Annotated in this window: 15 protein-coding genes; 14 read left to right on the top strand and 1 reads right to left on the bottom strand. The window is 34.4% G+C overall.

The annotated features are described in order from the left end of the window. The first annotated feature begins 886 nt into the window (after window positions 1-886). From BM153_RS12120 to BM153_RS12055, 14 genes are all read left to right on the top strand, one after another. A complete protein-coding gene (locus BM153_RS12120; protein WP_092874389.1) occupies window positions 887-1,684 on the top strand; it encodes a class I SAM-dependent methyltransferase in 798 nt (265 codons plus the stop codon). Window positions 1,685-1,694: 10 nt separating this feature from the next. Next, window positions 1,695-3,065, top strand: a complete 1,371-nt coding sequence (locus BM153_RS12115; protein WP_092874386.1) for an MATE family efflux transporter — start codon at window positions 1,695-1,697, stop codon at window positions 3,063-3,065. Window positions 3,066-3,101: 36 nt separating this feature from the next. Beyond that, window positions 3,102-4,082 (top strand): nickel ABC transporter permease, encoded by a 981-nt coding sequence (gene nikB, locus BM153_RS12110; RefSeq protein WP_092874383.1) that lies wholly within the window; start codon window positions 3,102-3,104, stop codon window positions 4,080-4,082. Window positions 4,083-4,085: 3 nt separating this feature from the next. Then, window positions 4,086-4,910 (top strand): nickel transporter permease, encoded by an 825-nt coding sequence (nikC, locus tag BM153_RS12105; RefSeq protein WP_092874380.1) that lies wholly within the window; start codon window positions 4,086-4,088, stop codon window positions 4,908-4,910. A 26-nt stretch (window positions 4,911-4,936) separates the two neighbouring features. Continuing rightward, window positions 4,937-6,529 carry an ABC transporter substrate-binding protein gene (locus BM153_RS12100; RefSeq protein ID WP_092874377.1) on the top strand — a complete coding sequence of 531 codons (1,593 nt, stop codon included), beginning with the start codon at window positions 4,937-4,939 and terminating at the stop codon, window positions 6,527-6,529. A gap of 20 nt (window positions 6,530-6,549) precedes the next feature. Then, window positions 6,550-7,518, top strand: a complete 969-nt coding sequence (locus BM153_RS12095) for an ABC transporter ATP-binding protein (protein WP_092874374.1) — start codon at window positions 6,550-6,552, stop codon at window positions 7,516-7,518. Between the two features lie 5 nt (window positions 7,519-7,523). Then, a complete protein-coding gene (locus tag BM153_RS12090; protein WP_092874394.1) occupies window positions 7,524-8,285 on the top strand; it encodes an ABC transporter ATP-binding protein in 762 nt (253 codons plus the stop codon). A 278-nt stretch (window positions 8,286-8,563) separates the two neighbouring features. Then, window positions 8,564-9,331 carry a class I SAM-dependent methyltransferase gene (locus tag BM153_RS12085; RefSeq protein WP_177205683.1) on the top strand — a complete coding sequence of 256 codons (768 nt, stop codon included), beginning with the start codon at window positions 8,564-8,566 and terminating at the stop codon, window positions 9,329-9,331. Between the two features lie 254 nt (window positions 9,332-9,585). Further along, window positions 9,586-10,239, top strand: coding sequence for a TetR/AcrR family transcriptional regulator (locus tag BM153_RS12080; protein ID WP_092874368.1), 654 nt, complete (start codon window positions 9,586-9,588; stop codon window positions 10,237-10,239). A 191-nt stretch (window positions 10,240-10,430) separates the two neighbouring features. Then, complete coding sequence (locus BM153_RS12075) at window positions 10,431-11,036, top strand: MptD family putative ECF transporter S component (protein WP_092874365.1); 606 nt, start codon at window positions 10,431-10,433, stop codon at window positions 11,034-11,036. Next, window positions 11,033-11,767 carry an energy-coupling factor transporter transmembrane component T gene (locus tag BM153_RS12070; RefSeq protein ID WP_092874362.1) on the top strand — a complete coding sequence of 245 codons (735 nt, stop codon included), beginning with the start codon at window positions 11,033-11,035 and terminating at the stop codon, window positions 11,765-11,767. The genes BM153_RS12075 and BM153_RS12070 overlap by 4 nt, the downstream gene beginning before the upstream one ends. Before the next feature lie 33 nt (window positions 11,768-11,800). Beyond that, window positions 11,801-15,073, top strand: coding sequence for an energy-coupling factor transporter ATPase (locus BM153_RS12065; protein WP_092874359.1), 3,273 nt, complete (start codon window positions 11,801-11,803; stop codon window positions 15,071-15,073). Next, entirely contained in the window at window positions 15,067-16,803 is a 1,737-nt protein-coding gene (locus BM153_RS12060; protein WP_177205681.1) for an ABC transporter ATP-binding protein, read from the top strand. The genes BM153_RS12065 and BM153_RS12060 overlap by 7 nt, the downstream gene beginning before the upstream one ends. 85 nt (window positions 16,804-16,888) lie before the next feature. Further along, complete coding sequence (locus tag BM153_RS12055) at window positions 16,889-17,356, top strand: methylglyoxal synthase (RefSeq protein WP_092874352.1); 468 nt, start codon at window positions 16,889-16,891, stop codon at window positions 17,354-17,356. A 70-nt stretch (window positions 17,357-17,426) separates the two neighbouring features. Here BM153_RS12055 and BM153_RS12050 read toward each other — a convergent pair whose 3' ends face one another. Further along, a complete protein-coding gene (locus tag BM153_RS12050) occupies window positions 17,427-19,340 on the bottom strand; it encodes a heavy metal translocating P-type ATPase (RefSeq protein WP_092874349.1) in 1,914 nt (637 codons plus the stop codon). Window positions 19,341-19,380: the final 40 nt, after the last annotated feature.

Genomic DNA, 19,380 nt, shown 5'->3' with positions numbered 1-19,380 from the left:
TTAACCTTATAAAGGCATGGTGGCCTAAAAGCTGCCATGCCGCCTTTTTTTGTATTCTTTTTCCTTTGTAGATTTGGAAAGAGAATGAGTATACAAAGAGAAAAATAACCTGTGTGAATAAGTTTCAAAAACACACACGATAGTTACTGCTTTATGAAACTATTTCAATATAAATGGAGTATTTTTTCCTTCTTAAGAGAGTAGAATAGGGAATTTTAATATTTTTTCTTTCAAAGAGGTGGGGCAAGTCTAAGTATTATTTTTTCGAGGAACCTTCTTTTATTTAAACAATAACAAGATTTACAAACCACTACCGGAAGGTCATTTTAAGTATAAGTCGGTAATATGTGAGAGCTTCAAGCTTTGACCAAAATGAGGAAAGACAATTAAGAGTTTTGTATAAAAAGAAAATTTTGGTAAACATATATTCATAGATAAGTAATCCAGAAAAGTCGAAACTTTACTTATAATTGTAGATAATATCATAATAAATCTTGACCTATACTTATGTTGTAAGAATGGCTATAAATACGGATAATTACACATAATGAGGCAAAAAAACTTTATAAAAGTTCATTAAATAAAAGAAGTTATGAAGCTATTCCAATTAGTAATACATATATTCAAAATAGTTACTTAGATAACAGGAAATTAGCAAAAAAATCTCTTGAAATATTTGAATAACAAACAAATAAAGAGAATATTACAGAATAATTAATCTAAGATAAAAAATATAAAAAAATTTTACGAACAACAGAGAATATTTAGATAAATCAATCACCCCAAAATACAGTTAGTTATCCCCTAGGTAGGGTTGTTAGTAAAAAATGCTGATGATATAATAGCTTAGATTGATGGCAGATGATTAAAGGGGTGATATTAATTTATGGATAAAGTTGAAACTAACACTAAGAGTCTAACTTTAGATGTATGTGGCGATGAACCTAATACACAAAAGATGATGCGGAAATACTGGCAGGAAAGAGCCTTCTCCTGGTACAGCGATTATCAGCTAGAGGATTTGAAAGCAATTAACAGCCAGATTGTAGATTTTCTTCCAAATCATTGTCTAAACGTTCTTGATGCCGGAACAGGCACAGGTGAAGTAGCTGCATCCATGGCGGTTTTGGGAAATAAAGTGACAGGTGTCGATTTATGCTCAAACATGATAGATGCTGCAAAAAAAGCCGCTGACAGGCTTGGACTTGACATCACCTACCTAGTTTCTCCGGTAGATAAATTACCATTTGAAGATAGTGTTTTTGACCTGGTAATATCTAGAAATTTAACATGGGCATTGTCTAATCCGGAAGACACCTTTAAGGAATGGAGGCGTGTACTAAAACCGGGAGGAATGCTTATTTATTGGGATGGGAATTATTACCTGTATCACTATGATGAAAAAGCCAATGAGGCAAGAAAAATAATAAAGGAAAAATCCATGAAATTTCATAAAGGAAAAAGCTTTGATTCATCCTTGTGCGATGATACAGCAGCAGATTTACCTTTGTCAAAATATGACAGGCCTTATGAATGGGATAACAAAGTATTGCCGAATTTGGGTTTTGAAATAATATATGAGAGTATATTCAAACCACAAAATCTTATAAAGTTTGGAATATATGATCAAGGCTATTGCAGTAATTTTCAGATTATTGCAAAAAATGGAAAGATAGCTGAATAAAGAGGTTGAAATGGATAATAAGGGAATAATAATGACAAAGGGACCTATTTTGGTTCCACTTATAAGATTTATACTGCCTCTTATCGGCACAAGTCTTTTCCAGCAATTATATAATACTGTGGATTTTTTGTTTGTAGGAAATGTTCTTAACAAAACTTCAGCTGCAGCAGTTGGGGCAAGCAGCACACTGGTTGTCTGTTGTATAGGACTATTTTCGGGAATTGCAGTAGGTACAAGTGTTGTAATGTCCCAAAGAATCGGCTCGAAAGACTTAGAGAGTGCATCTAAGGTTATGCATTCTTCTATCACTTTTGGTTTGATAGGAGGACTCATTTTCACAGTGCTTGGAATAGTGCTTGCACCGTCGATTCTTGCTGTGTTAAATACACCCCAAAGCACCATGCCTGAAGCAGTGCTTTATGTTAGAATTTACTTTCTTAGCCTTCCAATGCTCGTATTTTACAATATATGTGCCGGCTCATTAAATGCTATGGGAAATTCAAAGGCTTCCTTTAAAGTACTTGCCACATGCGGGTTTGTTAATGTTGCAGCAGATGCTGTTTTACTGATTCTGATTCCTCTTGGAGTTTTAGGGGTTGCACTTGCTACAGCAGTTTCTCAGGGACTTTCTGCGACACTTATTGCAAGGGAACTTAATAAATCTACAAATGTAGTAAGTATTTCATTCAAAAAACTTGGAATAGACTTTGGAATGCTGAAAAAGGTTTTAAGAATCGGGCTTCCGGCAGGTATACAGACAATTATAATTACTTTTTCAAATATAATTGTTCAGTATTATATTAACGCATTTGGTGAAATAGCAGTTGCAGCTTTTGCTACATATTTTAAGGTAGAAACTTTTATGTATCTTCCAATACTGGCTTTTGGACAAGCAGCAACTACTTTTTCAGGACAAAACACAGGTGCAGGACAGTATAAAAGGATTCGTAAAGGAACAATAATAACTGCAATTATTGCTACTTTGACGGTTCTGACAATTGCTGTTTTTACACTTGCATTTTCTGAAGGGGTATTTGGTCTTTTTATGAAGGATAAAGAAGTGGTTTCAAATGCCGTAAAACTGGCTTTTGTAACATTTCCTTTTTATTGGATATATCCCCTTATGGAAGTAAGTGGAGCAGCCTTAAGGGGCATGGGATATTCAATTTCCTCAATGGTGATTGTTATTTCAAATCTGTGTGTTATCAGGATTTTATTATTAATGTTTTTTTCAAAGCAAATCGGTACCTTGCCATCATTAGCGACAGTATATCCTCTTAGCTGGGCAGGTGGCGCAATTTGTTTTGTTGTCTTGTTTTTTATTGTGATAAATAAAAAAATAAGAAAAAGTGAAATTCAATCCGTAGAAATTTTTGCGTAATACAACAAGCGTAACTATATTAGAGAGGAACGGTTTATGAAGAGAGAGGATAGTGTGAGAAAAAGAATTAAAAACAGTTACATATTAAAAAGGTTACTGTTTCTGGTGCCCGTAATTTTGGGAGTAAGTTTTATAACATTTGGATTGATGTATATTTCTCCAAATGACCCTGCTGAAATGATGCTTTTGGCACAGGGAACCCCTATCGAACCTGAGATTCTACAAAAGATGCAGCAGCGTATGGGGTTGGACAAACCATTTTTGGAACAATATATTACCTGGATTTTTAATGCTGTAAGAGGCGATTTTGGAAGTTCTTATGTATCAGGAGAGCCAGTAAGGGATATGATTTTAAGAAATATTCCGGCTACATTAAAACTGACTTTTTATTCATGTCTTATGACTATTGTTTTTTCCCTTCCATTAGGAATACTTTCAGCTGTTAAACAAAATAAATTTACAGACTACATCATAAGATTTTGCACTTTTGTAGGAGTTTCAGTACCGGGATTTTTCCTTTCCCTTCTTTTGATGTATGAATTTTCAATAAGGTTAAAACTTTTGCCGGTAAGAGGTGATAGTACTTTAAAGGGACTTTTATTACCAACTGTAACACTTGCTATGGCCATGACCTGTAAATATATCAGGCAGATACGAGCTGCAATTTTAGAAGAATTGGGGAAAGGCTATGTAAAAGGTGCGAGAGCCAGAGGTGTAAAAGAAAGAATAATTTTATATAAAAACGTTTTGAAAAATTCTATGCTAACTATAGTTACTTTAATGGCTATGTCAATAGGATATTTGCTTGGAGGTACTGCGGTTGTAGAAAGAATATTCAGTATTCAGGGACTGGGAAATATGGCAATGGATGCAATAACTGCCAGAGATTATCCCGTTGTAGAAGGATTTGTAGCCTGGATGGCGCTAATATTCGTTCTTATTAATCTTTTGGCTGATTTACTTTACAGGGTTCTTAACCCTAAAATCAGATTACAGGCATCAGAAAGTGAAGATTAGAAAATGAGAAAAAGGAAGAAAGATAAAACAAAACAAAGACTTATATTATGGTCAACATTGGTGCTTGCCCTTTGTATCTGGGCTATTGTTGCACCACATATAACACCTAATGATCCCTATTATTCAAATCTTGCGGTTGCCAAGCAGGGACCAAGCAGCCAGTATCCTTTAGGGACAGACCAATTGGGAAGATGTATGCTTTCAAGAATAATGGCAGGTGCGCCTTCCACTATTTTTTCAGCAATAGCTGTTGTAATGATTACATTTATTGCAGGAAGTCTCATAGGAGTATTTTGTGGTTACTACGGTGGCAGATTTGACGCAGTGGTAATGAGAATAGTTGATATGTTTCAGGCCTTTCCTGGAATTGTTCTTGCAATAGCCGTAGCCGGAATTTTAGGAGCCGGAATGAGAAATGCGGTAATAGCCCTTTCTGTGGTAGGGTGGACGCAATATACAAGACTTGCAAGAAGCCGGGTGCTTGCCATGAGAGAAGAACTATTTATGAAGGCTGCAAAAATTTCCGGCAGCAGTGATTTGAAAATAATTTTCAGACATGTTTTACCTAATGCCATGAGTGTTTTAGTTGTAACAGCAGCCTTGAGCATCGGTGGTAATATTATGGAAATGGCAAGCTTGTCATTTTTAGGTCTGGGAGCCCAGTCCCCTAAGGCTGAATGGGGGGTAATGATGAATGAAGGACGAAGTCTTTTACAGTTATATCCGGGTATGATTTTGTATCCAGGTATATTTATATTTGTAGCAGTAATGTTGTTCAATCTCTTTGGAGACAGTGTAAGAGATATGCTGGATCCAAGGCAGAAATAAATTATTTTAATGCAAAGGAGCAGAATATGAAAAAGAAAATGTTATGTATGCTGATGGCACTTACATTGACTGTATCGGCATTAGCAGGATGTGGAACAGGCAAAGAAAGTACTGATTCAAGTCAGGGTAAGGGAGAAAAAGCTTCTTCCACAAGTGAAACAAGTAACAGTTCAGAAGCAGGAGAGCTTAAATATTACGGACAAAGTGCCGGATATGGTCTTGATCCAGGAAATCAGTACAATGGATGGTATGCGGTTGAATACGGAGTTGTAGAAACTCTTTTCAAATTAGATGACAATTTTGAAATTCAGCCATGGATTGCAGATTCTTATGAGCTTTCAGATGATCATCTTACATGGACTGTTAAATTAAAAGAAGGAATTACTTTCCAAAACGGAAAAGAACTTGATGCTGAGGCAGTAAAAAAATCACTTCAGCACACACTTGACACTAATGACAGAGCACCTTCAGATCTTGCTATTGAAAGCATGGAGGCTGACGGACTCACAATCAAATTTACAACAAAAAGTCCTAATCCGGCATTTATAAACTCTCTTACAGAGCCATACTCAGCTATAATTGATATGGAATCTGGAAAAGATTTTGATAAAGAGCCAATTGGAACCGGTCCATACATGGTTAAAGAAGTTGTACCGGATGAAAAAACAGAAGTTGTTGCATATGCAGATTACTGGGGAGGTGCACCAAAACTTTCCAAAGCAACAGACCTTGCATTCAAGGACAATGATGCAGTTGTTATGGCAATGCAGTCCGGTGAAATTGATGCAGCTTACGCTATGAGCTACGATGGACAGGAATTATTTGCAAATGATGATAATTATGCAATTGATAAATCTACTACATCAAGAATTTACATGCTTTATTACAACATGGACAATGAAAATCTTTCAGATGCCAAAGTAAGAAAAGCACTTAACATGCTCATTGACAAGGAAAGCTATGGCTCAGTAGTAATGAACGGAAATGGAGAGCCTGCAACAGGAATGTTCCCTGAAAATACAGAATTTGGCAAAGATCTTAAAGCAACAGAGTTTGATGTAGACGGTGCTAAAAAACTTCTTGAAGAAGCAGGATACAGCGATAGTGATAACGATGGATTTCTTGATAAAGATGGAAAGAAACTTTCCTTTAGAATAGTTACATATTCTTCCCGTGCAGAGCTTCCATTAATTGCAGATGCAATGCAGTCACAGTTTAAAGAAGTTGGAATTGATTCAGATATTAAAATAACAGATGATATTTCTACAGCTCTTAAAGCTGGTGATTACGACATTTGTCCATATTCATTTACAACATTACCAACAGGCGATCCTGGATCACTTTTAAATTCAGTATTTGCAAAAGATGGATCAAATAATTTTGCTAAATATAACAATGAAACTGTAAATGGTTTAATTGAGCAGATAAACAATGAATTTGACGCAGATAAGAGAAATGAACTTGTAAGAGAGGCTATGCAGACTATACTTGATGAAGATGCATTCTGCTTTATTGAGCATCTTAAAATGTCAGTTGTAACAAAGAGTACTGTAGAAAACCTTAACATTCATCCACTTGATTTTTATCAGTTAGATGCTAATGTTTCAATATCCAAATAGGTGTTTAGGAGATTGAATTAATGGAAAAGGAAGAGGCACTTTTAAAAGTAAATAATTTAGAAGTATCATATGATGATATACAAATTTTAAAAGGGCTCTCCCTTTCTATCCAAAAGGGAGAGATTTTTGGAATTGTAGGAGAAAGTGGTTGCGGAAAAAGCACAATGCTTAGCGCAATTCTAAACATGATGGAAAACGGGGGAAAAATTTCAAAAGGGGAAATAATCTTTGAAGGCAAGGATATCAGTAAGTACAACAAAGAGGAAATGCGCCGATTAAGGGGTAACAGACTTGGAGTAGTATTTCAAAATCCGGGAGAAACCCTGAATCCTTCAAGAAAAATAGAAACTCAGTTTTATGAGGCATTAAGGGCTCATGAAAAAATAACCAAACAGGAAGCCGGAAAAATAGCGGCAGACATGCTTAAAAGGCTTAATCTTGAACATGGGGATAAAATAATTAAAAAATATCCATTTCAGTTAAGCGGAGGTATGAATCAGAGAGTTGCCCTTTCTCTTGCAATGATTATGGAACCTTCTTTACTTTTGGCTGATGAACCTACAAGTGCACTGGATGTTACAGTGCAGGCACAGGCTATTGGTGAAATGATGAAGCTTAGGGACAATTTTGGCACTTCGATTTTAATTGTTACACATAATATGGGGGTAATATCCCATATGACAGACCGTTTTGCAGTAATGTATGCAGGAAGGATTGTGGAATGTGGAGATAAAAATGAAATTCTCTCCAATCCGGTGCATCCTTATACACGCTCCCTCCTAGGTGCTATCCCGGATTTTTCAGGGGATATGCCAACAGGGCTTGAAGGATCTCCGCCACCTTTTGGAAGTATTAAATGTGGTTGCGAATTTGAATCAAGGTGTCCTTGCTGTGAAGGAAATTGTACTACGAAAGAACTTAAATTAATTGATGTATCAAAAGGCAATGTTGGAAAAGAACATTTTGCCGTTTGCAGTAAGGCCGGGTGATGTATATGGCAGAAAAAGTACTAGAAACAGTTGATTTGGTAAAAATCTTTAAAGACAGTTATGAGGTTAAAGCATTAGATAATGTCAGTTGCTTTGTAGAAGCCGGGGAAATCCTTGGTGTGGTTGGGGAAAGTGGCTCAGGAAAGAGCACCCTGGCTAGGGCAGTTACAAGGTTAATAAATGTGGATTCCGGTAGTATTATTTTAAATGGAAATGACATTACCGGTTTAAAAGGAAAAGAAATGAGAAAAATCTATAATGATATTCAGATGGTTTTTCAGGATGCCGTTTCTTCCTTTGATGCAAGACTCACTATTGAAAAAAATATAGATGAGGTACTGGAAAATTTCACCAGCTTAAACAGAAAGCAAAGAAAAGAAAAAATAAAACAATTACTTAGAACTGTTGGTCTTAAGGAGGAATATTTAACAAGAAAACCCCTTGAATTAAGTGGTGGTGAGTGTCAAAGAGCTGCCATAGCAAGAGCAATAGCAACTAATCCCAAACTTTTAATATGCGATGAGGCCACAAGTGCGTTGGATGTGTCCATGCAGGCACAGATAGTAAAAATGCTTAAAAAACTGGCCGTAGAACTAAATATCGCCATATTATTTATTTCCCACGATCTTGCCATCGTAAATGGTCTATGTGACAGAGTATTGGTAATGTATCATGGGAAAGTAGTGGAGTCCGGGAAAGCCACAGAGGTAATCTGTAATCCCCAGGATGACTATACAAAAAAACTTAAAGCCTCTGTTTTTATATAAAACAGTTTTGACAGTGGGTTTAAAATAATACAATCGGGTAAAACCTTGATTTATAAGGCTTTAGCCCGATTTTTTATTAAAAAAATATCCCCCCTGGTAGCTTGTGACACCATAAATACATTGTTAAAATTTCTATGAAAAAAAATATAAGTTCTTAAGCAGTAAAGCAAAAGAAGAATAAAAAATTCTTAGCTTAATTTCTTTACAAGGATAATTTTAAAACTGTAAAGCAGATTATAGAATTTATGTTTTATATAGTAGTAGGGAGGAATAACAAGATGGAAACTACAATGGATATACAAGATCAGATTAATGATTATTGGACAAAGGGAGCAGAAAATTACTCCAGAATAATTAAGGATGAACTAAACAGTTTCAGAGTTGAAAAATGGCAAAACAGAATACTAAAAAATGCTCCTAAAAATGGAAAGCTTGATATATTAGATACAGGCTGTGGCCCGGGATTTTTTACAATGATACTTTCTGATCTTGGTCACAATGTTACCGGTATAGATGGTTCAGATGGCATGATTAATGAGGCAATGGCAAATATTAGAGAAAGAGGAAATGAAGCTACAATTCTGAAAATGGATTGTAATAATCTTGAATTTTTGGATGAATCTTTCGATATGGTAATCAGCAGAAATCTGACTCATACATTACAGGATCATGTGAAAGTGTATAGTGAGTGGAAAAGGGTGTTAAAAAAGGGAGGAATACTTTTGATTTTTGATGCAAACTGGCATCTTACTCAAATAAAGGGTAAATTAAGAGACCAGTACATTGAAGATATAAAGTCCTGTATAGAAATCTATGGTGAGGATTTTAGCGGAAATACAGATGTAGAAGAGGCTATAAAAGTAGGAGAGGAAGAATCCAGGGTTTTAGGGGATATAATTCGCCCGGATTGGGACTTGGGTATCCTTAAAGCATTGGGATACAAAAATGTTTCTTGCGAAAGAGATATTACAAAAGAAATGTGGGATGATAAAGAACGCCTTATTTATTCCACAACGCCTATGTTTCAAATTAAAGCAGAAAAATAAAAAGTGTTTTATCAGGAGGCTTACAAAAGAGCCTCCTATTTTTATCCCGTTCTTTAAAAATTTCCCATTAAGAAAATCTTCTTAAAGGACAAAAATTATCAATAAGTCATGTCCACATTGACAGGGAAAAATGAGGCTATTAGAATATTTATAAGGAAACAATGTTTCTTTATAATTACTTTACAAAAGAGATATTAGCCTGATTAGAAAGAAGCAAAGGGGAGTTTAGAAATTCAGTTTTGAAAGAATGAGATATGAGAACAATAGATACTAAAACAACTGAAAATATTTTAAAGTATGCCAGTCTGGAATTTATGGAAAAAAATTTTTTGGGAGGAAATATTCGTGATATTGCAAAAAAATGTAATGTCAGTTCCCATACAATTTATACCAGATTTGGTAATAAGGAAGGCTTGTTTACAGCTCTGGTTAAAGAAAAGGCAGATGAATTTTTGAATTTATATAATAATTTACATAATAATGCTGATGTTCATGCAGACTATCAACTATATCAGGAAGAAATTACTGATAATGAGGTAAAAAATAAGGATTATTATTATAAGGCAAATGAAGCTACCGATAAGGTTTTGGATTTTTTGCTTAAAAACAGGGATTCTTTTAAGCTCTTGTTTTGTAAATCAGAAGGAACGGAATATGCTACATATTTAGATAAAATAACTGAAATAGAAGAAAAAAATTATATGAAATTATTTGATTTTTCTTCTAAAAAAATTTCAAAAAGTAAGCAATTTTTCCTTCACAAGCTGGCCCAGGAAAGCTCAAGAGATTTGTATGAGATTATAAGTAATGATATGAAAAAAGAAGAAGCAAAAGAGTTTATTGAATTAGAAAAAAGATTTAGAATGTCTGGTTGGAAGAATCTTTTAAAAGAATTGAAAAATGTCTAAACAGTAGGTGTAGAGTCCCTGAGGGGACATTTTTCTTCAGTGAGAGTTAGATAAAACTAACTAAACATCACTTTTAAAAAGTTACAGGAAATGTCTGTGAATTAATGAAAAAGAAAATGAGTATGGTTAAATAAACTCTTTACAGTAAAAAAATCAAATAAGAAATAAAAAAGAAAGGAAGGAGTATTTTTATGGAAAGAGATTTTAGCAACAAAAGAAAAATGGAAGGATTAAAGACAAAGGATTTTATCAACATTGGAATCTATACGGTTATTTATATTGTGTTTATTGCATTTGGTGGAATGTTATCTTATGTGCCGATTTTATTGCCCCTTGTTTGTGTACTTGTACCTTTAATTGGAGGAATTCCCTTTATGTTATTTTTAACCAGGACAAAAAAATTTGGAATGATTACCATAATGGGAACTTTAATCGGACTGTTTATGTTAATTGGGGGAATGGGCTATTGGACTTTACCTTTGTGCATAGGAGTATCCTTGTTGTCAGAATATATTGTTAAGCTTGGTGATTATTCCAGCAAAAAAAAGTGTGTTATTGCCTGTGGAATTTTTCATTTGTGGATTATTGGAAATATATTACCTTTCTACATAGGGGATGCGTATTATAAACAGGTGGCAGAGCGATTTGGGCAGACCTATGCCGATGGGGTTCATGCAGTATTACCGGGATGGATGCTTTTTGTTTTGCTTTTTGCAGCATTAGTAATGGGACTACTGGGGGGGGTAATTGGAAAAACTATTTTAAATAAAAATCTGGAAAAGGCCGGAATTTTATGATGAGTGATGAAAGAAGGAAATGGTTTATTAAACCTAAGGGAATAATCCTTGATCCTAGAACGAAGCTTTTTTTACTGTTTGTTATGAGCTTTTTTGTATTAGGGCGTGCCGGGGGAGATAATTTGAAATATTATCGTTTTATCCTATGTTTAATCCCTTTTACTTTGTTGTTTTTTATGGGGGAAAAAATAAAGGCATGTTTATGGTTTGCCCTGTATATTTCATTTTTAGGAATTGATATATTTTTAGCGGATGACTTTGAAGTCGTTATTCAATTATTTTTTAAAATAGTTGGTGATTTTATCATGGGATTCATTCCTTTTCTTATATGCTCTAAATATGCAATAAAGACCACAACAGTCAGTGAATACGCAAAAGCAATGAGAAATATGCATGTTCCAGCTATGATTATTGTTCCTACTTCAGTGGTTTTTAGACTGTTACCGTCTGCTATAGAGGAGATTAAAGCCATAAATCATGTTATGAAAATGCGGGGAGTTAGCTTATCCGGTATGAAAAGAAAAAAGTTTTTAGAGTATCGTTTTGTACCTGTTGCCTCATGCACCCTAAGAATAGGAGAAGAATTGTCAATATCTGCTTTAACTAAAGCTTATGGAAACGGCAAAAGAACTTCAGTAAGCCCTGTGGGATTTAGTTTTGCAGATATAGTGGTATTTATTATATGCATTGGGGCAGTTGTTTTGTGGTTTATGGGAATAATAAAGGGATAATTCTGACAATTATTATAAATAAAGGAATAAAAAATGATTGAGTTTAAAAATGTATCATTTAAATATGCCGGTGGCAAAAGGCAATGTTTAAAAAATATTAATTTAAAAATAAAAGAGGGAGAAAGTGTTTTGATTTGTGGGGATTCCGGCTGTGGAAAAACTTCCCTTACCCGACTTATTAACGGAATTATTCCCCATTATTATGAGGGAGACTTTGGTGGGCAATGTCTTATCGATAATATAGCAACTAATGAAATGACTTTAGAAAAAATATCTTATAAAGTTGGTTCAGTATTTCAAAATCCCAAAAGTCAGTTTTTTACCACAGATACTACCTCAGAGTTGGTCTTTGGCTGTGAAAATATGGGGTTTTCAGAGGAAGAAATATTTTTAAGACTGGAAAAAACCGCTAAGGAACTGGAAATAAAAAAGCTAATGGCCAGGAATATTTTTGAACTTTCCGGTGGGGAAAAACAGCTAGTAGCATGTGGTTCAATTTCTTGCAGTAATCAAAATATCGTAGTTTTGGATGAGCCCTCCTCCAATCTGGATTTTCAGGCGACAAAAAGGCTTGAAAAAGTGATAAAAACCTGGAAAGCCCAAGGTAAGACCATTATTATTGCAGAACACAGGCTTTATTATTTAAAAAATCTTATAGACAGAGTTATTTATATGAAAGATGGTCAAATTAAAAAAGAAATGTCGGGAGAAGATTTTTTTGAATTATCTGATAATGAAGCTTTAAATAAAGGACTTAGAATTTTAAATCTTAAATCCCTGGAAAATATAAAAATCAAAAAGAAAAGCTTTAAAGATGATAAGTCCGTTAAGATACGAAATTTTAAATGGTTTTATAAAAATAAAAAGGGAATTGATATTGATAATTTGACTTTACCTTCTAAAGGCGTAGTGGCTCTTATTGGTGAAAACGGGGCAGGAAAGTCCACCTTTTCTCAGATAATGGCAGGAATGATTAAAGTAGGCACTGTTGAAATGGGAAATAAAGTATTAAAGGCTGGGGATAGAATTAAGTCTTCTTTTCTTGTTATGCAAGATGTGAACAGGCAATTGTTTACAGAGTCGGTTTTGGATGAACTTTTTTTATCCATGGAAAAAGAAGATGAAAAATTAGCACAGGATATTCTTTTGGAATTTGATTTGGTAAAGGAAAGGGACAGCCATCCTCTGGCCTTATCTGGAGGACAAAAACAAAGGGTAGCAGTAGCAGATGCAAAGGCTTCTGCAAGGAAAATCATTATTTTTGATGAACCAAGCAGTGGACTTGATTATTCCCATATGAAGCAGGTAGCCGGGATGATGCAGGCTATGGCAAAAGAAGGAAAACTTGTTATAGTTGTTACCCATGACCCTGAGCTGATTCTTTCTGCCTGCGATTATGTTGTTGAAATTCATGAAGGAAGAGTGAAAACAAAATATGTTCTTGATGAAAGAAATAAGGATAATTTAATTGAATTTTTTAAAAATGACTATGTAAGGAAAGAGAGGAGTAAAATGAATGTAAAAAAAGAAAAGAATAAAAAAAATACCTGGATGACTTTAACGGCCTATGGAGGAAAATGGCAATGGATGATATATCTGTCACTTATTTTATCTGCCACAAGCACAGTTTTGGGGATAATACCCTATATTAATATTTTTGAGATACTAAGACAGCTTGTATCAAAACTTCCCGACATGGAAAAAATTGTAAATCAGGCATATATGGTGGTACTTTTTATGGTTTTAAGTGCCTTTACTTATTTTTTGGCAATTACGTTTTCTCATTTGTTTGCCTTTCATATAGAAACGGGAATCCGTACTTCTATGATGAAAAAGCTTCTTAAGCTGCCTCTTGGATTTTTTTGTAATAATTCGTCGGGAAAATTAAGGAAAATAATTGATGATAATGCATCCTTAACCCATGACCTCATGGCACATCATACTCCGGATATATCAGGGGCAGCAGTATTTCCCATAGCCATGTTAATAATACTTTTTAAGTTTGATTTCAGATTTGGATTAGTATCCATAATAGCCTTATTAATGAATATTGTTTTTATGATACCTATGTTTGCAGGTAATAATAAGGAATATGTCAAAAAAAATCTGGAGGCTCAGGAAGAAATGTCTTCAGCCGCTGTTGAATATGTAAGGGGAATTCCCGTGGTAAAAATATTCCAGCAGACTGTCTATAGTTTTAGGGCATTTAAGGAATCAGTGGACAATTATGCAAAGTTTGCCATGGGATATACAAAGATGGCAAGAAAGTGGATGGTTTTGATAATGATATCCACAAATTTTGTGGGAATTTTCATGACAATTACAGGAATAGTTTTAATAAATAAAGCATTTGAGGTGGAAAAAATAGTTCCCTTGGTATTATTTTATGTATTATTTACTACTCTTTGCCTTTCTTATTTTACAAGACTTGTACAGGCAGGAAAGAATTTTGCTACTGCCTCTGAAGTGGTAAAGAAACTTGAATTTATTGAAAATGCTAAAAGCCAGACTTTTGGAAAGCTTTCAAAAGTGGAGGATTGCAGCATTCATATGGAAAATATAACTTTTAGATATGACAGTTTAAGCGAAAAAGTTTTAGATAATTTTTCAATAGATATTCCTGCAGGAACGACCCTTGCATTAGTAGGAGAATCAGGAAGTGGAAAGTCTTCAATTGCCTGTCTTATTCCAAGATTTTATGATCCTGAAGAAGGCATAGTTAAAATAGGAAATGTTAATGTTAAAGATTATTCAAGAGAAGCTTTAATGAATGCAGTTTCTTTTGTATTTCAGAATCATCATTTATTTAAAGAATCCATATTGGAAAATTTGAAAGAAGGAAAGCCTGATGCAACAAATGAAGAAATTATGGAAGCTTTAAAAAAGGCCTCTTGCGAAGATTTGATAAGGAAATTACCAGATGGTCTTGGAACCAAAATTGGAAGCCAGGGAGTGTATTTATCAGGTGGCGAAGAACAGCGTCTTTTACTGGCCAGAGCCTTTTTAAAGGAAGCACCTATACTTGTTTTAGATGAGGCTACTGCTTTTACTGACCCTGAAAATGAACATCTGATACAGGAAGCATTCAGGCAGCTAAGAAAAGGAAAAACCACCTTGATGATTGCCCACAGGCTTACTTCCATAATTGATGCTGATAAAATTGCAGTTATTAAAAAGGGAAAAGTAGCTGAAATAGGTAGCCATGAGGAATTATTAAAGAAAAACGGTATTTACAAAAAAATGTGGGATGAATATAAAAGTACGGCAAAATGGAAGGTAAAAAGAAAGGAGAATATGGCATGTTAAAATGGGGAATGGACAGGTTTGAAATGACAAGAGACGGTGCAATAGGCGTTTTAAAGGGTTCTTTATACAGTGGACTTTATTATATAAGTCTTATGTTTCCCATGTCTTTAATTTATCTTTTTATTTTGGATGTACTTCCGGCTCTAAAGGGGAATGTCAGGGTAACCTTTAATATTTTGACTTATATTTTTATTATGATTTTGTCTCTGGCAATTTCAGGATTCTTTTATTATAAACAATACAATGCCGTGTTTTTTACAATTTATGGGGAGAGTGCAAAAAAAAGACTTAAATTGGGTGAAAAATTAAGAAAACTTCCCCTTTCTTTTTTTGAACAGAAGGATTTAAGTGATTTGACAAATACGATTCTTTCGGATGTAAATACTCTTGAAAACCTTCAATCTCATGTGATTCCGGGACTTATTGGTTCTATTATGTGTAACATTGTTGTAGCTGTAATGTTGATTTTATGGGATTTTAGAATGGGACTGGCAATGTTTTGGGTATTACCGGTAGTAATAATAAATACAGTTCTTAGCGGCAAATTACAGGAAAAATATGCTAATAAGCATTTTTTAAAAAAATGTGCGGTTGCTGATGAAGCTCAGGAATATATTGAGCATGTGTCTGATATTGTTGCCTTTAACCGGGAAGAAAAATTTTTTGAAAAATATAAAAAGACAGTGAAGGAAGAAGAATCGGCACATCAGATATTAGAACTTGTTATGTCAATATTTGCTTCAGGAGGACAGGCTTTTTTGAAAGTGGGATTTGCTGTTACTGTAATTGTTGGTGCAATACTGTTTGAAAAAGGTGATTTATCCCTTATTAAGTTTTTGTTTTATATAATATCCTCTGCCCGTATATATGACCCTTTAGGTATGGTTTTAAATTCCATCGGATATTTTTATATTATAAAAAAACCTGTAAAGAGAATGAAACAAATAGAAGAAACAAAGGAAATGGGGGGAAAATCAGACTTTGTTTTGGAAAATTATAATATAGTTTTTGAAAATGTTGACTTTGGATACAGTAATGAAAAGAAGGTTTTAAAAAACCTTAGTTTTAAGGCAAAGCAGGGTGAAGTTACGGCTCTTATCGGACCTTCAGGATGCGGAAAAAGTACCTGTACAAAACTTTTGACCCGTTTTTATGATCCCTTAAAGGGAAAAATATTCATAGGTGGAAAAAATATAACAAAAATTAATCCTGAAACATTAATGGGCTATATTTCCATGGTTTTTCAGGATGTAATATTATTTGATAATACTGTTATGGAAAATATACGCCTTGGAAAAAGAAATGCCTCTGATGTAGAAGTAATAAAAGCGGCAAAAATGGCAAATTGTCATGAATTTATTATGAATATGACAGAGGGCTATCAAACAATGTTAGGAGAAAACGGAGCCAGGTTATCAGGGGGAGAAAGGCTTAGAATTTCCATTGCAAGAGCGATTTTAAAAGATGCTCCGATACTTCTTTTGGATGAAGCAACTGCTAGCCTTGATGTTGAAAATGAAACTAAAATTCAGGAAAGTATAGCACATCTTATAAAAGGAAAAACTGTAGTGATGATAGCCCACAGAATGCGAACTGTGGAAAATGCAGATCATATAATTGCCATAAAAGATGGAGCGGTTGTTGAAGAGGGAAGCCCTTATGAATTATTAAAAAAAGAAGGAATGTTTTACCAAATGCTGTCTTTACAAAAAGAAGAAACAGGATTTTAAGGTTAATTTAACTTTAGCTTATTAAATTTATGTCGATGAATTTTGTGACGGCTATAAAATCATATTAATGAAGTGGAGATAAAATATGGAAGACAGTATTACACTTACAATTGGAAAACAAAAGAACATCGCACTTATAGCTCATGATGGAAGAAAGGCAGAACTTATAGAATGGTGTAAGGAAAACAGTGATATATTAGAAAAGCATAATTTATGCGGAACAGGAACTACAGCCAGGATGATTTGTGATAAAACCGGACTTAGAGTTAAGGGGTATAATTCCGGACCACTTGGAGGGGATCAGCAAATTGGTGCAAAGGTAGTTGAAGGGGGAATTGACTTTATTATCTTTTTTTCAGACCCTCTTACGGCTCAGCCTCACGACCCGGATGTCAAGGCACTTATGCGAATAGCCCAGGTTTATGACATTCCTATGGCTATAAATAAAGCTACCGCTGATTTTTTAATTAAATCCGAATATATGGATAAAGAATATAATCATGAAGTAGTTAATTTTCAAAAAAACATTGCCACAAGAGCAAAAAACCTCTAGATAAAAATATCCCTGAAATCCTTTAAAATCAACGAATTTATTGGATTTCAGGGTTTTAGTTTTATTTAATTTATTTATAATAAAGAGGTTTTGTTAAGGGTGAATAACTTTCTTTTTGAGGCACCTTGTATTTTTTATCATATAAAAGAGCAGCCAGTAAAACAACCAGGCAGGAGCCGGCATTATGCACCAGGGCAGCGCTTGTGGGATTAAGATATCCCGTGACAGAAAGAATAATAGCAAAAAAGTTTATACTCATTGATAAAGTAATAGATGATTTTATGGTTTTAACTGTGGTAGTTGACAGCCATTTTAGATATGGAAGCTTTGATATATCATCAGTCATTAAAGCAATATCAGAAGCATCAATAGCTATATCACTGCCCATTACTCCCATGGCAATTCCTACATCGGCAGTCTTTAGGGCAGGGGCATCATTTACTCCATCTCCTATCATACATATTATTGAACTTTTTCTCATATTTAAAATATTTTCTACTTTTTCATTAGGAAGTAAATCTGCATAAACTTCAGTAATACCAGCTTTATTAGCAAAAAATTTTGCTGATTTTTCATTGTCTCCGGTTAGAAGTACAGGTTTGCAATTTAATTGTTTAAGTTCCTCAATAACTTTTTTTGACTCCGGCCTTAAGATGTCAGATAAAGATATGACTCCAAGGACTTTTTTACTGTCAGATATTATTATGGAGGCTTTTCCCTCTAAACGTTTAAAATCAAGGTATTCAATGACTTTTTTGTCTAAAAAAACATTGTTTTCCCTAATGAATTTTTCATTTACCAAAAGATATTTTTCCTTATTGATAAAACAGGATATTCCCTTTCCAACAGACATTTTAAAGTCAGTAACATTATAAGATGAAAGCTTTTTTTTCTTTGCATTATTGCAGATTGCCTTTCCCAAAGGATGCTCACTTTTACTTTCAGCTGAAGAAGCAAGTTGTAATAAATTATCTTCAGACATGTCACTAAAAGAAATTATGTCGCTTACTTCAAGTTTTCCATAGGTGATTGTGCCGGTTTTATCAAAGGCGATGGTATGAGCTTTTCCCATATTTTCAAGAGCCTGACCGGATTTAATTACAATCCCCTTTTTGGTTGCCTGGCCTATTGCTGCCATAATTGCAGTGGGGGTAGCTAACACAAGGGCGCAGGGACAAAATACCACCATGACTGTTACGGCTCTAATTATATTTCCGGTGACAATAAAAGCTGCAATAGCTATAAGTAAGGCAACAGGAACCAGTATACTTGCCCATTTATCTGCAATTCGGGCAGTTGGGGCCTGTTTTTTTTCAGCTTCCTCCACCAGGCTTATTAACTTTTGAAGGGAGCTGTCTTTGCCAACTTTGGTAGTTCTAATGTCGATTGAACCAAAACAGTTTATTGTACCGCTAAAAACACTTTCACCAGGGCCTTTATCTACAGGCAGGCTTTCTCCTGTGATGGCAGACTGGTCGATGGAACTTTCACCCCTTAATATAAGACCATCTACCGGAATTGTTTCTCCCGGAAGAATTCTTACAAGGTCATCTTTTTTTATTTTTTCAACAGGGACAATTATTTCTTCCTTATTTTTAATAATTCTTCCTCTTACCGGTGTTAAATCCATTAAATTTTTAAGCCCCTTCTTTGCTCTTTTTGTGGTTATATCCTCTAAGATTGCTCCTATTTCCATAATAAAGGCAACTTCTCCTGCGGCAAAGAGGTCTCCGATAAGTATTGCGGCAATCATTGCTGTGGAAATTAAAAGACAGGATGATATTTTGCTTATGCCTTTGTTAAAAAAAAGCCTATAAATTGCCAGATATAAAAGAGGGAGTCCACATATAAAAATACAAATCCAGGCAAAATTTTCTCCCCAAACATAGCCTGTTCTTGGTAAAATAAAAGATACAATCAAAAATATTCCGCCAAGGATGGTCATTTGCCATCCGGAAAGAAAGTCAAAAAATTTTTTTAGCATAATTAAACCTCCAATTTTTGTTTGCGAATTTATATAACAT

The sequence above is a fragment of the Acetitomaculum ruminis DSM 5522 genome (assembly GCF_900112085.1).
GTDB classification, from domain to species: domain Bacteria; phylum Bacillota; class Clostridia; order Lachnospirales; family Lachnospiraceae; genus Acetitomaculum; species Acetitomaculum ruminis.
Note: the sequence above shows the minus strand (reverse complement) of the source record. Positions and strands in the feature narration are given on the sequence as shown.

Bases quoted from the DNA above. Each gene is read 5' to 3' on its own strand.
- BM153_RS12090 (WP_092874394.1), top strand. From the start codon at position 7,524: ATGGCAGAAAAAGTACTAGAAACAGTTGATTTGGTAAAAATCTTTAAA.
- BM153_RS12050 (WP_092874349.1), bottom strand. From the start codon at position 19,340: ATGCTAAAAAAATTTTTTGACTTTCTTTCCGGATGGCAAATGACCATC.
- BM153_RS12075 (WP_092874365.1), top strand. From the start codon at position 10,431: ATGGAAAGAGATTTTAGCAACAAAAGAAAAATGGAAGGATTAAAGACA.
- BM153_RS12085 (WP_177205683.1), top strand. From the start codon at position 8,564: ATGGAAACTACAATGGATATACAAGATCAGATTAATGATTATTGGACA.
- BM153_RS12100 (WP_092874377.1), top strand. From the start codon at position 4,937: ATGAAAAAGAAAATGTTATGTATGCTGATGGCACTTACATTGACTGTA.
- BM153_RS12060 (WP_177205681.1), top strand. From the start codon at position 15,067: ATGTTAAAATGGGGAATGGACAGGTTTGAAATGACAAGAGACGGTGCA.
- BM153_RS12080 (WP_092874368.1), top strand. From the start codon at position 9,586: ATGAGAACAATAGATACTAAAACAACTGAAAATATTTTAAAGTATGCC.
- BM153_RS12070 (WP_092874362.1), top strand. From the start codon at position 11,033: ATGATGAGTGATGAAAGAAGGAAATGGTTTATTAAACCTAAGGGAATA.
- BM153_RS12055 (WP_092874352.1), top strand. From the start codon at position 16,889: ATGGAAGACAGTATTACACTTACAATTGGAAAACAAAAGAACATCGCA.
- BM153_RS12095 (WP_092874374.1), top strand. From the start codon at position 6,550: ATGGAAAAGGAAGAGGCACTTTTAAAAGTAAATAATTTAGAAGTATCA.
- nikB (WP_092874383.1), top strand. From the start codon at position 3,102: ATGAAGAGAGAGGATAGTGTGAGAAAAAGAATTAAAAACAGTTACATA.
- nikC (WP_092874380.1), top strand. From the start codon at position 4,086: ATGAGAAAAAGGAAGAAAGATAAAACAAAACAAAGACTTATATTATGG.
- BM153_RS12065 (WP_092874359.1), top strand. From the start codon at position 11,801: ATGATTGAGTTTAAAAATGTATCATTTAAATATGCCGGTGGCAAAAGG.
- BM153_RS12120 (WP_092874389.1), top strand. From the start codon at position 887: ATGGATAAAGTTGAAACTAACACTAAGAGTCTAACTTTAGATGTATGT.
- BM153_RS12115 (WP_092874386.1), top strand. From the start codon at position 1,695: ATGGATAATAAGGGAATAATAATGACAAAGGGACCTATTTTGGTTCCA.